The organism is Burkholderia sp. MSh2 (assembly GCF_000731655.1).
In the GTDB taxonomy this organism is placed as follows: Bacteria; Pseudomonadota; Gammaproteobacteria; order Burkholderiales; family Burkholderiaceae; genus Burkholderia; species Burkholderia paludis.
In genome coordinates this window covers 107,112-122,099 of sequence record NZ_JPGM01000020.1, presented here as the reverse complement: position 1 = coordinate 122,099, position 14,988 = coordinate 107,112, and the positions used below count along the sequence as shown (strand labels likewise).

General features: G+C 65.7%; 12 protein-coding genes. 9 read left to right on the top strand and 3 right to left on the bottom strand.

What is annotated here, in order from left to right; genetic code table 11:
* Positions 1 to 21: 21 nt before the first annotated feature.
* Positions 22 to 1,401 carry an MFS transporter gene (locus tag GQ57_RS13955; RefSeq protein ID WP_052001305.1) on the bottom strand — a complete coding sequence of 460 codons (1,380 nt, stop codon included), beginning with the start codon at positions 1,399 to 1,401 and terminating at the stop codon, positions 22 to 24.
* Between the two features lie 269 nt (positions 1,402 to 1,670).
* Here GQ57_RS13955 and GQ57_RS13950 point away from each other — a divergent pair, with 269 nt between their 5' ends.
* The 4 genes from GQ57_RS13950 to GQ57_RS13935 all read left to right on the top strand — a co-directional run bounded on the left by GQ57_RS13950 (position 1,671) and on the right by GQ57_RS13935 (position 6,643).
* Positions 1,671 to 2,771, top strand: a complete 1,101-nt coding sequence (locus GQ57_RS13950; protein ID WP_034198133.1) for a CaiB/BaiF CoA transferase family protein — start codon at positions 1,671 to 1,673, stop codon at positions 2,769 to 2,771.
* Positions 2,772 to 2,820: 49 nt separating this feature from the next.
* Entirely contained in the window at positions 2,821 to 3,975 is a 1,155-nt protein-coding gene (locus GQ57_RS13945; protein ID WP_031402383.1) for an acyl-CoA dehydrogenase family protein, read from the top strand.
* A gap of 96 nt (positions 3,976 to 4,071) precedes the next feature.
* On the top strand, positions 4,072 to 5,181 hold the full coding sequence (locus GQ57_RS13940) for an NAD(P)-dependent alcohol dehydrogenase (protein WP_034198132.1): 1,110 nt from the start codon (positions 4,072 to 4,074) through the stop codon (positions 5,179 to 5,181).
* A 37-nt stretch (positions 5,182 to 5,218) separates the two neighbouring features.
* Positions 5,219 to 6,643 (top strand): aldehyde dehydrogenase family protein, encoded by a 1,425-nt coding sequence (locus tag GQ57_RS13935; protein WP_235212796.1) that lies wholly within the window; start codon positions 5,219 to 5,221, stop codon positions 6,641 to 6,643.
* A gap of 84 nt (positions 6,644 to 6,727) precedes the next feature.
* Here the strand turns inward: GQ57_RS13935 and GQ57_RS13930 are convergent, their stop codons facing one another.
* On the bottom strand, positions 6,728 to 7,585 hold the full coding sequence (locus GQ57_RS13930) for a TetR/AcrR family transcriptional regulator (protein ID WP_152603248.1): 858 nt from the start codon (positions 7,583 to 7,585) through the stop codon (positions 6,728 to 6,730).
* Positions 7,586 to 7,728: 143 nt separating this feature from the next.
* Between GQ57_RS13930 and GQ57_RS13925 the strand changes: the two genes are divergently transcribed.
* From GQ57_RS13925 to GQ57_RS13910, 4 genes are all read left to right on the top strand, one after another.
* Complete coding sequence (locus GQ57_RS13925; RefSeq protein ID WP_034198131.1) at positions 7,729 to 9,021, top strand: cytochrome P450; 1,293 nt, start codon at positions 7,729 to 7,731, stop codon at positions 9,019 to 9,021.
* Positions 9,022 to 9,053: 32 nt separating this feature from the next.
* Positions 9,054 to 10,016 carry a PDR/VanB family oxidoreductase gene (locus GQ57_RS13920; RefSeq protein WP_034198130.1) on the top strand — a complete coding sequence of 321 codons (963 nt, stop codon included), beginning with the start codon at positions 9,054 to 9,056 and terminating at the stop codon, positions 10,014 to 10,016.
* 63 nt (positions 10,017 to 10,079) lie between these two features.
* Positions 10,080 to 10,655 carry an FAS1-like dehydratase domain-containing protein gene (locus tag GQ57_RS13915; protein WP_200880659.1) on the top strand — a complete coding sequence of 192 codons (576 nt, stop codon included), beginning with the start codon at positions 10,080 to 10,082 and terminating at the stop codon, positions 10,653 to 10,655.
* On the top strand, positions 10,652 to 11,098 hold the full coding sequence (locus GQ57_RS13910) for an acyl dehydratase (protein ID WP_034198128.1): 447 nt from the start codon (positions 10,652 to 10,654) through the stop codon (positions 11,096 to 11,098). Before GQ57_RS13915 ends, GQ57_RS13910 begins: the two co-directional genes overlap by 4 nt.
* Before the next feature lie 94 nt (positions 11,099 to 11,192).
* Here GQ57_RS13910 and GQ57_RS43705 read toward each other — a convergent pair whose 3' ends face one another.
* Entirely contained in the window at positions 11,193 to 13,538 is a 2,346-nt protein-coding gene (locus GQ57_RS43705; protein ID WP_034198127.1) for an enoyl-CoA hydratase-related protein, read from the bottom strand.
* A 215-nt stretch (positions 13,539 to 13,753) separates the two neighbouring features.
* On the opposite strand from GQ57_RS43705, the gene GQ57_RS13900 reads away from it, so the two are divergent.
* Positions 13,754 to 14,932 carry an acetyl-CoA C-acetyltransferase gene (locus tag GQ57_RS13900; protein WP_034198126.1) on the top strand — a complete coding sequence of 393 codons (1,179 nt, stop codon included), beginning with the start codon at positions 13,754 to 13,756 and terminating at the stop codon, positions 14,930 to 14,932.
* The last annotated feature ends 56 nt before the right edge of the window (positions 14,933 to 14,988 follow it).

Sequence of the window (14,988 nt, the reverse complement as noted above, 5' to 3'; positions counted from 1 at the left end):
TGCGTGGCGCCGGAACGTCGATCAGTCGACCGCATTGCCGGCGGCGCAGTAGCCGGGCGTGTCGTGCGCCGCGGACGCGCTCGTCGACCGGGCCCGCGCGAAATCGGCTGCCCGGTCGTCGACGAGCCACATCGCGATCGCCTGCAGGATGCAGAACGCGGCGACCACATGGAGGACATGCTGAACGGGCAGGTGGAGCGACAACAGCAAACCGATCGCGATCGGCGACGCGATTCCGCCGAGGCGCCCGATACCGAGCGTCATGCCGATGCCGGTCGAACGAATGTCGGCCGGATAGAACTGCGCGACATAGGCGTTGGCGACACCTTGCACGCCCGACGCGGTCATGCCGACGATGAAGATGACGATCGACAGCGCTGCGGCGTCACGTGTGTGTGCAGCAATCGCGATCGCGATTGCGCCGCCTGTCAGCATGACCATCATGATGCGCTTCAGGCCGAATCGATCGGCCAGCCACCCGCCTGCGAAGGAACCCGCGATCGAGCCGGCATTCATCAACAGCAGGAAGGTCAGCGCGGCGTCGAGACTGAAGCCCGCGAGGGCCATCAGTCTGGGCAGCCAGGCGTTGAGGCCGTAAAGCATGAACAGACCCGAGAAGTATCCGAGCCAGAGCATGAGCGTGCTGAAGCCGCGGTTGTCGCGGAACAACAGCGCAACGGGCGCTTTGGCGCGATGGACGGGCGATGGAACACGGATCTCGTCGGTATCCGAAACGTTGCGCGTGGGGGCGATTCGGCGCACGACCGCGCGCAGGGTCGCCGTGTCCCGCCGCCTCTGCAGGATCGCGGGCGATTCCGGCATCAGCTTGAAGACGGCCGGCAGCAGCAGGAGCGACGTGCCGGCGACGAAGAAGACCGACTGCCAGCCGAATGCGTGCACGAGGTGCTTGCCGAGCCATGCGGCCAATACGCCGCCGAGCGGGTAGCCGGCAAGCACGATCGTTGTCAGCCTGGCGCGCAGACGCCGGGGCGCGTAGTCCGCGACGGTGGCCGTCACGCACGGGATCACGCCGCCAAGGCCGACGCCGGCGATCAAGCGCAGCGCGGCGAACGACACCGGGTCGCGTGCGAGGCCACTCGCGGCGGTGAAGAGGCTGAAGAGCGCCACGCATGCCGCGATCGTCCGGATCCGGCCGATACGGTCCGCCAGCGCACCCATGGCGATCGCCCCGACCATCATGCCGACGAGGGCGCAACTGGCGATCATCCCGGCCACGTGGGCATCCATTTTCATGTCGGAAATGATCGTCGGCAACGCGACGCCCATCACGACGAGATCGTACCCGTCGATCGTCACGATCAGACAGCAAAGCGCGAGTATCGCGACCTGGAACGGGCCGAATCTCGCGTCGTCGATTACCGCTGAAAGATCGATTTGCACAGGTCTGTCTCCAATGTTGTTCGGGTGGGCTGGTGACGGCTCGGCACGGCCTGCGGCCGTGCTTTCGCATCGCCTGCCGTCGATCGTCCGTGGATGCCACGATTACGCCCGATTCTGGAGGCGGACGGCCCGATCCACATCGTCGCATCCGACGAACTGCTTGCCGACGGGTTCGCCAATTCGTCGTTTCGGACGATTTGAACGGCGTCGCGGTTGCCGCATCATCGATTCCGGTGAGGACGGCATACGTCCGCGAACGGGGAAGACACATGGCGGGCGCCCTGACGGGATTGAGAGTGCTGGAATTCGCAGGGCTGGGGCCGGCGCCGTTCTGCTCGATGATGCTGGCGGATCACGGCGCGGATGTGCTCCGGATCGTGCGGCCGTGCCGCGATGGGGCCGCGGTCGACGACAGGCTGACCCGCGGCCGGCACACGCTCGAACTGGATCTGCGCCAGCCCGGAGCGGCGGGCGCCGTACTCGATCTCGTGTCCCGGGCGGATGTGCTGATCGAGGGGTTTCGCCCCGGCGTGATGGAACGCCTCGGCCTGGGGCCGCAAGCGTGCCTCGAGCGCCGTCCGTCGCTGATTTACGGTCGCATGACGGGGTGGGGGCAGTACGGGCCGCTCGCGCATGCGGCGGGCCACGACATCAACTATCTCGCACTGAGCGGTGCGCTGCATGCGATCGGCCGGCCCGGCGACGCACCGGTGCCGCCGCTGAATCTGGTCGCCGATTTCGGCGGCGGCGCGATGCTGCTGGCGTTCGGCCTGCTGGCCGCGCTGTTCGAGGCTCGCCGCTCCGGACGCGGGCAGGTTGTCGATGCGGCGATGAGCGATGGTGCGAGCCTGCTGTCGACGATGATTTACGAAATGAAGGGCGCCGGGGAATGGAGTCACCCGCGCGGCGAGAATCTGCTGGACGGCGGCGCGCCGTTCTACGACACGTATGCCTGCGCCGACGGCAAGTACATCGCGGTTGGCCCGCTCGAGGCGAAGTTCTACCGGACGCTGATGGAGCGGTGCGGGATCGAGGATCCGCTGTTCGACGACCAGATGGACCGTGCGCGCTGGCCGCTGATGAAGGTGAAGCTGGCCGACCTGTTCCGGATGTGCACGCGCGACGAATGGTGCGCAATGCTCGACGGCGCCGATGCTTGCGTCACGCCGGTGCTGGACTGGGACGAGGTCCCGGCGCATCCGCATCATCGCGCACGCGGCGCCTTCGTCGAGGTGGACGGCATCGCGCAGCCTGCGCCGGCACCGCGCCTCTCGCGCACCCCTGCCGGGCTGCCTCAATCGCAGACACGCGTCACGCTCGACGACGCGTTCGCCCGATGGCGCGTGATGCAGCCCGCCGATGCGGGCTGAATGATCGCGCGGACGACATCGAACAACGATTCACAGGAGACAAGGCCACATGCCATATACCGAACAGCATCGCCAGATCAGCGACACGCTGATCCGCTTCATCAGGAACGAGATCAATCCGCACGTGCAGGAGTGGGAGCGGGCCGAGTCCTTTCCGGTACACGAGGTCTTCAGAAAACTGGGTGCCCTCGGGTTGCTGGGTATCACGTACGAGGAGGAATACGGCGGACTGGGGCTCGACTTTACCTATTCGCTGGCGATGGCCGAGGCACTGGGGGAATGCGACTGTGGCGGCATACCGCTGGCGATCGGCGTGCAGACCAACATGAGCACGCCGGCGCTTGCGCAATTCGGCAGCGACACGCTCAAGCAGCAGTATCTGGCCCCGGCGATTGCCGGCGAAGCGGTCGGCTGTATCGGCGTCAGCGAACCGGGTGCGGGCTCCGATGTGGCGTCGTTGAAGACGCGGGCGGAAATCTCGGGCGGCGACTACGTGATCAACGGCACCAAGATGTGGATCACCAACGGCATGCAGGCCGATTGGTGCTGCCTGCTGGCCAACACCTCGGACGGTCCCGCGCATCGCAACAAGAGTCTGATCGTCGTGCCGATGGACGCCGCCGGGATTACGCGCCAGAAGATCGACAAGATCGGGATGCACGCTTCCGACACCGCGCAGCTGTTCTTCGACGACGTACGGGTGCCGCGGCGAAACGTGATCGGCGAAGAGGGAAAGGGTTTCACCTATCAGATGCTGCAATTCCAGGAGGAGCGGATGTGGGGCGCGTCCCGGGCACTCCGCACGCTCGACCGCGTGATCGATGCGACCATCGAGTACACGCGGCAACGCAACGTGTTCGGCAAATCCCTGCTGGACAACCAGATCGTGCATTTTCGGCTGGCGGAACTGCGGGCCGAGGTCGAGGCGCTGCGGTCGATCACCTACCGGGCGGTGGATCAGTATGCCGCGGGCGAGGACGTCACGAGGCTGGCGTCGATGGCCAAGCTCAAGGCCGGCCGGCTGATGCGGGAAGTCACGGACAGTTGCCTGCAGTACTGGGGCGGAATGGGATTCACGCGCGAAAACCTGGTGTCGCAGTTCTATCGCGACGGCCGGTTGACGTCGATCGGCGGGGGCGCCGACGAGATCATGCTCACCATCATCTGCAAGTACGAGGGCACGCTGCCCGGCAAGACACGTTGAGCATGCCGGTGCGGAGCCGCACGGATGTCGGCTCGTCCGCACATGCCCGCACATGAGGGCAGCTTTTTATTCGTTGCCGATCGAGGGGTTATCACGATGAAGATCATTGCAGCCGTCACGCACGCGCCGAATGCGCCGTTCGCGCTCGAATCGGTCGAGCTGGACGAGCCGCGTGCCGACGAAGTGCTCGTTCGGATCGCCGGGGCGGGCGTGTGCCATACCGACCTGGTCGCGCAGGAAGGCTATTTCCCGATGACCTTGCCGGCCGTGTTCGGGCATGAAGGCGCGGGCATCGTCGAGCAGGTCGGATTGCACGTCACGAAGGTCAAGCCGGGCGATCGCGTCGCGCTGACCTTCATGTCCTGCGGCCGCTGCGTGTGTTGCACGGCAGGCGCCTCGCCTTACTGCAAGGCATTCACGTCGCTCAACTACAGCGGCGTGCGCGAGGATGGCTCGAAAACGCTGCGCGCGGCACGCGACGCGGTATCCGGCGGCTTTTTCGGCCAGTCGTCGTTCGCGTCGCACGCGATCGCGAAGGAACGCAATCTCGTCAAGGTGCCCGACGGCGTACCGCTCGAGCTGGCCGGCGTGCTCGGGTGCGGCGTGCAGACGGGCGCCGGCGCGGTGATGCGTGCGATGGCCTGCCGCGCGGGTGCGTCGCTGATGGTGATCGGCGGCGGTGCGGTGGGGCTCAGCGGGGTGATGGGCGGGGTGATCCAGGGATGTACGACCATCGTCGTGGTCGAGCCGCATCGAGGCCGGCGCGAACTTGCGCTCGAACTCGGCGCGACCCATGTGATCGACCCGGCGGAGACCGGCGATCTGGCCGATGCGGCACGTGCGATCCGCGCGGACGGCATCGACTACGTGCTCGACACCAGCGGGCGGCACTCGGTGATTTCGGCCGTTCCGCGAATCCTGGCGTCACGCGGGACGTTCGGCGTCGTCGGTGTCCCGCCGGCCGGCGAGCGCGAACTGCCCTTGCCCGTAACGCTCCTGCAGCTGATGCGGGGCGGGTTCACCTATCGCGGCATCATCGAAGGCGACAGCGAGCCCGACGTGTTCCTGCCGCAACTGATGGCGCTGCATCTCGAAGGCCGGTTTCCGTTCGACAAGATGATTCGCACCTACCCGCTCGCACGTATCAACGAAGCCCTTGAAGACCAGCATCGCGGCCTGTGTACGAAGATCGTCCTGCTGCCCTGACGCAGCCGGCCGCCGGACTATTTCAAACGAGGAGTTCATGATGGATCTGTCGCATCCGTTTCACATGCTGATCGACGGCGAGCGGGTGGGTGCAGACACGCTGCTGCCGGTGGTCGATCCGGCCGATGAGCAGGTGTTCGCACACGCGCCGGATTGTTCGCGGGACCAGCTGGATCGCGCGGTCGCGGCTGCCCGTCGTGCTTTTCCGGCATGGCGCGCCGTTCCGGTCGAGCAGCGCCGGGCATTGCTGGAACAGTTCGCGCCACGCGTCGAAGCCGCACGCGACGAACTCGCGGCGCTGCTGACGCGGGAGCAAGGCAAGCCGCTTGCGTTCGCGCAGCTGGAGTTTCATAGCCTGCTGCGCTTCATGCAGGGCCAGTGCAAGCTGACGTTCCCGCAGGAAGTCGTCAACGAGGACAGCCCGCAGCGCCGCAGCATCACGCGGCGTGTGCCCCTTGGCGTGGTGGCGGCGCTGGCGCCGTGGAATTTCCCGGTGCTGCTGGCGTGGTGGAAAGTCATTCCGGCGCTGCTCGCCGGCAATACCGTCGTGCTGAAACCGTCGCCGCTGACGCCGCTGACGGTGTTGCGTATCGCGGAGCTGCTGGCCGACATATTGCCGCCGGGCGTGATCAACGTGATCAGCGGCGGCGACGATCTCGGGCCGTGGCTCAGCGCGCACCCCGGCGTCGACAAGGTGAGCTTCACCGGTTCGACCGAGACCGGGCGACGCGTGATGGCGGGCGCGGCGCCGACGCTCAAACGGCTCACGCTCGAGCTCGGCGGCAACGACGCGGCGATCGTGCTGCCCGATGCCGACGTGGACACGCTGATCCCGTCGCTGTTCTGGGCAGCCTTCACCAACAGCGGGCAGGTTTGTATCGCGGCCAAGCGACTGTACGTACATCGCGACTGTTACGACGCCGTACGTGACGGACTGATTGCCTATGCGAAGGACGTGGTGGTCGGTCCTGGAACCGACCCGCGCAGCCAGCTCGGCCCGATCCAGAATGCGCGACAGTATCGCCGTGTGCTCGACCTGATCGACGAGACGCGCCGAGCCGGTCTGAATATCTGTTTTCAAGGGAAGGTGCCGAGCGGTCCGGGGTATTTCGTTCCCGTCACGCTGGTCGACAATCCGCCGGAGGACGCTCGCGTGGTATCGGAAGAAGCGTTCGGTCCGGTATTGCCGATCCTGCGCTACGACTCGATCGACGAAGTGGTCGAGCGTGTCAATGCGGGCCCGTACGGGCTCGGCGGTTCGATCTGGGGGCGTGACGAAGCGCTCGCCGCGCAAGTCGCCGAACGCATCGGCAGCGGGACGGTGTGGATCAACGAAAGCATGTATCTGGCCCCGGACGTCCCGTTCGCCGGCCACGGCCAGTCAGGCCTGGGCATCGAACACGGCGTCGAAGGGATGCTGGCATGCACCGAACCGCAGACCATCACGATCAAGCGCCACTGATCCGGCCAATGCGGCCGGCAGGCGGGCCCGGCGGCGGTCGCTTCGCGACCGTCGTCGAGTGCCCGCCGTCGCGGCGTCGTTCCGTCAGTCGATGCGCAAGTAGCGCTGCATCATCAGCGACAGATGGCTTTCGAGTGTGCCGTCCTCGAAACGCATCGGGCCGGGATCGGTCAGCACGGCCATTGCGAGGGTGCTGGAGATCATCTGGATGGCGGACCTGATTTCCTGGGTCGAGACCTTGGTCGAGCGGCCGGCGAGCAGCGGCGCGAGGATCGGCACGACGAGATCCTTGATGTGACGATCGAGCAGGCGCATGGGGTGCGCGTCGGGCGCGATCGGTGCGATATAGCGCAGGACGGCCTTGAAGACGCCGCGGTTGCAGCGGCACATGTCGGTGTAGTGATGGACGATGCCGGCAGCGATCGCGCGCGCGTTGCCGCTGCGCCAGACGGCGTCTTCTGCGACGGACTTGTCGGCTTCCGCGCGGAGCTCGACGAACGTCGCGTCCATGACTGCGGCAACGAATGCGTCCTTGTCCTTGAAGCGGCAATAGAACGCACCGGTCGAGGTGCCGGCTGCGCGAATGACGTCGGCGATCACGACATCGTCGAAGTCGCCGTGCTGTTCGATCAGTGTGCGCCCGGCCCGAAGCATGTTGGCCAGCGTCGCTTCGCTGCGCGACTGACGCGGCGGACGCAATGCGGGCAAGACGTCGCCGCGCTGCTCGGCGGTCGCCGGGGCGCGCGTGGCGTGCCGACGCCGGCTTTTCGGCTTGTCCGGGGTCTTCTCGGATACGGTCATGGGCGCTGGACTGTCGAATGTTGCGAACCAGGTTCGCATTATGCAGTAGCGCGACGGCGGGTAGCGCGCTCGGCATGGTGCCGTCCAGGCCGGCTGCGGCGCTAGGGGAAAGCACGCATTGGACTGACGGGAGAAGGGCACTGAAAATTCAGAAACAGAATTTTGATTCTGATTTATGCGTGCGTTGACGCTTCCGCGCGAAAGCGCGCATCAGGACGACACACGATGCGGACAGTCGGCCACGCAATGTGCTGCTCTCACCAACGAACTCTCGAGCCACGATCATGAACACGACGAATTTTGACTTGCCTGGCGACATGGCCAACCAGTTGGTCGATCCGAAGGCCTACACCGATCTCGATCGCCTGCATGCGACCTATACCTGGGCACGTGTGAACAATCCCGTCGCACGCGCGGTTGCCGACGGGCACGATCCGTTCTGGGTCGTCACGAAGCACGCCGACATTTCCGCGATCTCGCGGGACAACGCGCTGTTCCGCAACGGCGACTACTCCGTCGTCTGTCGACCGAAAGCGTCGATCCAGCACCTGATCGAAATGACGGGCAGCCCGAACGTCGTGAAATCGCTGGTGCACGTGGATGGCGACGAACACAAGAGCTTGCGCGCACTGACGCAGTCGTGGTTCATGCCGAACAGCATTCTCAAGCTGGACGACCGGATCCGCGCGCTGGCACGCGCCACCGTTGAAAAGCTCCGACAGCAGAACGGGGAGACGATCGACTTCGCGAACGATATTGCGCTGCATTACCCGCTGCACGTCATCATGGACATTCTCGGCGTGCCGCAGGAAGATGCGCCGCGCATGCTGTCCCTGACGCAGGAGATGTTCGGCAGCGAGGACTCCGAATTCAAGCGCGAAAAACGGCGTGAAGGAAATTCCGACAGCGCGATGGGCAAGGCGCTGATGTCGGTCGTCGCCGATTTCAAGACGTATTTCGAGCGCCTGACGGCATTGCGCAAAAGCGAGCCGCGCAACGACGTCGCGAGCCTGCTCGCGAACGCCGTGGTGGACGGCAAGCCGATCGACGAGATGAGCCGCCTTGGCTACTACGTGATCATCGCGACGGCGGGGCACGATACGACGTCGTCGTCGACGTCGGTTGCGATGTGGGCGCTGAGTCGGTTCCCGGGGCTTCTGGAACGGCTTCAGGCGAATCCGGCGCTGATTCCGCAATTCATCGACGAAGCGGTGCGTCATGCGTCGCCGGTGCGTCACTTCATGCGCACGGCGACGGCCGACACCGAGATTCGCGGGAGGACGATCCGCAAGGGCGACTGGCTGATGCTGTGCTACGGATCGGCGAATCGCGACGAGGAGGTTTTTCCCGAACCGTTCGAGTTCGACATCGATCGCAAGCCGAATCGGCATCTTGCGTTCGGCTTCGGCGCCCACGTCTGCCTCGGCCAGCATCTCGCGAAGATGGAGATGCGCATCCTGTTCGAGGAGCTTGTTCCTGCGTTGCGCAAGGTCGAGCCTGTGGGCGACATGGATTTCATCGCATCCACGTTTGTGAGCGGGCCCAAGCATCTTGCCGTTCGCTGCACGATGCAGTGAACGGAATCCTTATCCCCGGTCAGGGAAACATCATGAACGAAAACAACACGATCGTCGTCAGGATCGAACGCCGTACCCTGGAAACGCCCGAGATCGTCTGTATCGAATTTCGCTTGCCCGACGGTTCGCCACTGCCCGCGTTCGACGCCGGCGCGCATATCGACGTACATGTGGCGCCCGGCATCGTCCGGCAGTATTCGCTCTGCAATCCGCCGTCGGAGCGCGACCGCTACGTGATCGGCGTATTGCGCGATCCGGCGTCGCGGGGCGGATCGATTGCGATTCACGATGGCTTTGCGGAGGGCGCGCTGGTGGAGATCGGCCTGCCGCGCAATCATTTCCCGATGAGCCCCGGCGTGGGCGTGCACCTCATGGCGGGCGGAATCGGGGTGACGCCCCTGCTGTGCATGGCCGAGGCACTGCAAGCGCAAGGGCGCGATTTCATCATGCACTACTGCACGCGCAGTGCGAGCGGCACCGCGTTCCTGAATCGCATTCGGCAAGCGCCGTTCGCGTCGCGCGTCGTGTTTCATTTCGACGACGGCGAGCCGTCAGGACAGCTCGACATCGATGCCGAATTCAACCGGATGGGCGACGACGAAATCTATGTCTGCGGGCCGTCCGGTTTCATCGACTGGGTCTGCGCCGCCGCCGAACGGGCAGGCATACCGAAGCATCGTGTCCGGTTCGAGTATTTCAGCGCGAAGCCGGTCGACACATCGCATGACGGCGCGTTCGACGTCAGGATCGCCAGTACGGGGCAGACCTTCCACGTGCCGGCGGACCGGTCGGTCGCGGCGGTGCTGGCGGGTGAGGGCATCGACATCTATACGTCGTGCGGCGAGGGGACGTGCGGTACGTGCCTTACCCGGGTCCTCGAAGGGCAGGTCGAGCATCGCGACGTGTTCCTGACTGACGACGAACACGCGGCCGGGGAGATGTTTACGCCGTGTTGTTCGCGCGCCAGGTCTTCGCTGCTCGTGCTGGATCTGTAAGCCTTGAAAACGTATCGAGGCCGGCGCGACAGGCGCGTCGGCCCCAATCACGGGAGAATGAACGTGCCCCTTGTCACGGACGCCTGGAAGGCCGACTGGCAGCCGATGGTCGCTGCCGTAGGTCGAAACTTCGACGACCGCCCGATCGTGTTTGCAGCCGATCGTATCGAATACAGCGCGGTGCGCCGCTGGCTCGAACCGTTGGAGTTCGATTGCGCGTTGCATTACGACCGCGACGTTGCGCGCCGTCATGGCCATGAGGATGTCGTCGTGCCGGTCGCCGCGTTGCCGACCTTCGCGCTCGAACCGATGTGGCGCCCGGGCGACGTGCTGTTCGACAGCGACGCGCGCGATGCGCAGCCCTCGCGCAGCGCGGTGTCCGGCATTCGATGCGGGCTGGAGCCGCCGACGACCGGCTTCTTCGCGACCGATCTCGACATCGACTATCTGCTGCCGGTGACGGTTGGCGATCGCCTGGCGAAGCACGGAGCATGGCTCGTCGCCTGCGAACCGAAGGAAACCCGGGTCGGGCGCGGCGCATTCATCACGTGGCAGTCGCAACTTGTCAACGAGCGGCTTGACGTCGTGGCGCGCATCCGCACGACATTCTTCCGCTACAACCCGAGCCCTGAATCATGACGCACGTGCAGCGATATTGGGAGGACGTGATCGAAGGCGAGTCGCTGGACAGCGTCGCGTTTCCGCTCACCGTGTACCGGCTGGTCATGGCCGCCGGCGCAAACCGCGATTTCAACTCGATCCATCACAACAGCGAAGTCGCGCGGGCGACGGGTGCCCCCGAAATGTATGCGAACAACTTCCTGCTGCAGGGGATGTGGGAGCGTACGGTGCGGCAGTACATCGGCGAGGCCGGCACGATCCGGCGCCTGAACGGTTTCCGGATGCGCCTGTTCAATACGGTGGGCGATACGGTCGTCGTCAACGGGCGCGTCGCGCGCAAGTGGTGCGAAGGCGCCGGTTTCGTCGAATTCGAGATGTGGTCGGAGAACGCGCAGGGCGTATCCGTTGGTCCGGGAAGGATCGTCGCCGTGCTGCCGATGCGAGCCGGGCAACTCGCGTAAGCCGCGTACGCGCAGGGCGGCGCGGTCGGGGTGTTGCCGTTCATCATGAGCGAGGCGGACCGATCCGGTCCGCCTCACGACCAGCCTGCGCGAATCAGCGGTTCTTCCACATCGGCTTGCGCTTCTCCTTGAACGCGTTCGGCCCTTCCAGGTAGTCCTCGCTCGTATACAGTTCGTCGAGGTGGCGGCTCGGCGTCGTGCTGTCGCCGGCATCGACGTCGTTGACGATCTTCATCGACACACGCACCGATGTCGGCGATACGGACAGGATCTCTTCCGCGATGCCCAGTGCGCCGGCCAGCGCTTCGCCGGCCGGCGTCACCCGATTGACGAGGCCGAGTTCGGCCGCCCGGCGTGCGTGAATCGCGCGACCGGTGAGGATGTGTTCGAGCGCGATCTTGCGCGGTATCTCGCGCGGCAGGCGAACGAGGCCGCCGCAGGCGGCGACGACGCCGACCTTGACCTCGCTCAGCGCGAACGACGCGCGTTCGTCCGCCACGACGATGTCGCACGCGAGGGCCATTTCCATGCCGCCCCCCATCGCGTGACCATTGACCGCGGCAATCACCGGCTTGGTCCGGACACGCGCGGTCAGGCCGCCGAAGCCGCTTTGCGGAATCCACATCGGATTGCCGCTGGCCGTGTACTTGAGGTCGTTGCCGGCCGAGAACGCGTCGCTTCCCGCGCCGGTCAGGATCGCGACCCAGAGGTCGGGATCGGCGTCGAACGCATCCCAGATCCCGGCGAGTTCCTCATTGGCCGCCGGGTGCAGTGCGTTGCGCACCTCCGGGCGGTCGATCGTCACGATCAGGAGGTGGCCCCGACGTTCGACCTTCGCGAAATCGTACGCCGCGCGCAGCGCCGCGGAACACCGTGGAAACTGCTCGTCCAGCCGCGCCTCGCTGAACGCGAAGCGATTGCCGCGATCGGTTGCCCGCACATGGATCGTACGCCCCACCGGATCGCCGTCGAGCATGGCGTCGACCGTGCTCGCGTCGCCGGCCACCGTTCTCGCGAGAAAGCGGGCCCCGTCCGCGTTGCGGCACACGGCGACCGCGTAGTCGGGAATTCCCTTCGCATACACGACCGTGAACGTCTCGACCGTCGCGCTGCCTCGGGGTTTCGTGGCCCGCGGCGGTGCGGGCCAGCCGTCGATCTCGGCCTGCAGGTGGGCGGAATCGTTCGGCACGAACGGTGCGGGGCGCGTCGTGTAGATGCCGACCGCGTACTTCGACAGGTAGCCGCCATTCGCGCCGATCAGGCCATACGTGCCGTGGTGCGCGCGCAAACGCTCGACCATCGTCGCGATCGCGTGCATCGAATAGTTGTTGCCCGGGCCGCCGAAGTAGGGCAGGCCGCCCGTGACGGTCAGGCCGCGCGGATCGTCGGCCGTCAGGCCGAGACCGTCGATTGCGACGCTCGACACGGCGATCGGATAACAACTGTAGAAGTCGAAGAACGCGAGATCGTCGGTCGTGACGCCGGCCTGCCGCATCGCATCGCGGCACGCGAGCACCGCGGCCGGATACCGGCCGAGTGCCTGGCGCTCCATCACTTCGCGTTCGACCGTGGCGGCATGACCGGCCAGGAACACCCATTTTCGTTCGTCGATGCCGAGTTCGCGCGCCACGCCGACGGTCGTCAGCAGGAGCGCGGCGCCCTGGTTGACCTGGTCGCGTGCGACAAGTCGCTGCGGATACGGCGAAGCGATCATGCGGTTGCGTTCACCGACGGTAACGAGTTCTTCGGCGGTGTACGGCGACACGGCGGACGACGCGTACGGATTGGCGGCGGCCACGCGGGTAAAGGGCGCGAACAGCTTTCCCATCTCCACGCCGTACTCGGCGGCTGTCTGGCCCAGCGCGCTGCGCCGCGCCGTTTCGCACAGTCCGTATGTCGGCGGCGTACCGACCAGGCCGTGGCTCGTGTTGTAGCGATAAACGAGGCCGCGCAGTCCCATGCCGCGGTTGTCGACGCTGCCGTCCACCTGTTCCGACCAGTCCGCCGTTCGACCCTCCGCCTTGAGCTGCCGAGCGGTGGAGATATTCTCTGCGCCGGCGATCAGTACCATGCGGCATTCACCGTCCGCGAGCCGCGCACAGAATTCGTTGACGAGCTTTTGCGGCGAATCGCCGCCTCCTTGTTCCCATACCGCGATGCGCGGTGCAATGCCGAGCCGGTTGGCGACGGAGCGCGGGAAATTGTTCGAGCGGCCGAACGGTTGTGCGCGTAGCGGATTCGAATCGTCGAAGGTTCGAGTGGTTGCGATGGCGTCGATATGTGCGCGCAGCCGGTCGAACGACCGTGCGTCCTCGATCGCGCGTGTTGCCGACTCGGCCGCGATGTCGACGGCACTCAACGCACGATAGGCCGGCGAGCCGATTCGCTCGGTGAACTGGCCGACGCCGACGATGACGGGGGTGGACGGGGAGAGTGACATGGTGTGAGTTTTCCAGCGGAAGGTCGATGAGCAACGGCAAGCCTGTCGTCATGGATTATCGCGGAGCGGAACGGAGCCGGATTCGTCGAAACCGACGAATCCGGGCAAGCATCTCCACATGGTTCGACGCCATCGAAAATTCGTCGGTTCCGACGAATCGCGCACCGAGGATCGGGCCAACAATGGCGTGACGGTTGGAACCCCTTGGAGAACATATGTCCGAAGCATTTATCGTGTCCGCCGCGCGCACCGCGGGCGGGCGCCGCAATGGCCGCTTGTCCGGATGGCATCCGGTCGATCTCGCGGCGACGGTGATCGACGCGCTCATCCAGCGCACCGGTGCGGATCCGGCGATCGTCGAAGACGTCATCATGGGTTGCGTCGGCCAGGTCGGCGAACAGGCGATGAATATTGCTCGCGGTGCCGTTCTCGCCTCGGGGCTGCCCGAAGCCGTGCCTGGCACGACGGTCGACCGCCAGTGCGGGTCGTCGCAGCAGGCGGTGCATTTCGCCGCGCAGGCCGTGATGTCGGGGGCCATGGACGTGGTGATTGCCGCCGGCGTGGAAAGCATGAGCCGCGTACCGATGTTCACACCGGTATCGCTGCCGCAGCAGCACGGGCTTGGGCATTTCGTCAGCCCCGGCATCGCGCGGCGCTATCCGGACGTCGAGTTCAGCCAGTTTGCGGGTGCCGAGGCAATCGCGAGGAAGTTCGGACTGGCCCGGCCGGAGATCGATGGCTATGCGTTGCGCAGCCATCGTCACGCGATTGCGGCGACCGAGGCGGGCCTGTTCAACGCGGAAATCGTACCCGTTGCGGTGAAGACAAAGGACGGCGCGCCGAGCGGCGAGATGCATGTCGTCGACGAAGGCATCCGTTTCGATACGTCGCCGGATTCGATCTCGTCGGTCAAGCTGCTGGCTGAGGGCGGCGTGATCAGCGCAGCCAACGCCAGCCAGATCTGCGACGGCGCGAGCGGCGTGATGATCGTCAACCGCCGCGGATTGAAGGCCCTGGGTGTCGAACCGGTTGCGCGGATCCATCAGATGACGGTCATCGGGCACGATCCGGTGATCATGCTCGAGGCGCCGTTGCCCGCCACCCGCAAGGCGCTCGACAAGGCCGGCATGACGATCGACGATATCGACCTCTTCGAAGTCAACGAAGCATTCGCGCCGGTGCCGCTCGCGTGGCTGAAGGCACTCGACGCCGATCCGGAGCGGCTGAACGTCAACGGCGGCGCGATCGCGCTCGGACACCCGCTCGGCGGGTCCGGGACGCGGTTGATGACGACGCTCGTCCATGCGCTGGGCCAACGCGGCAAGCGCTACGGGTTGCAGACGATGTGCGAGGCCGGCGGACTGGCCAACGTCACGATCATCGAACGGCTCTGACCGTTCGGCGGCAGGGGTGCGGGTTCGCTCGATGCGTGCCGTGCCCGCATGCCGCG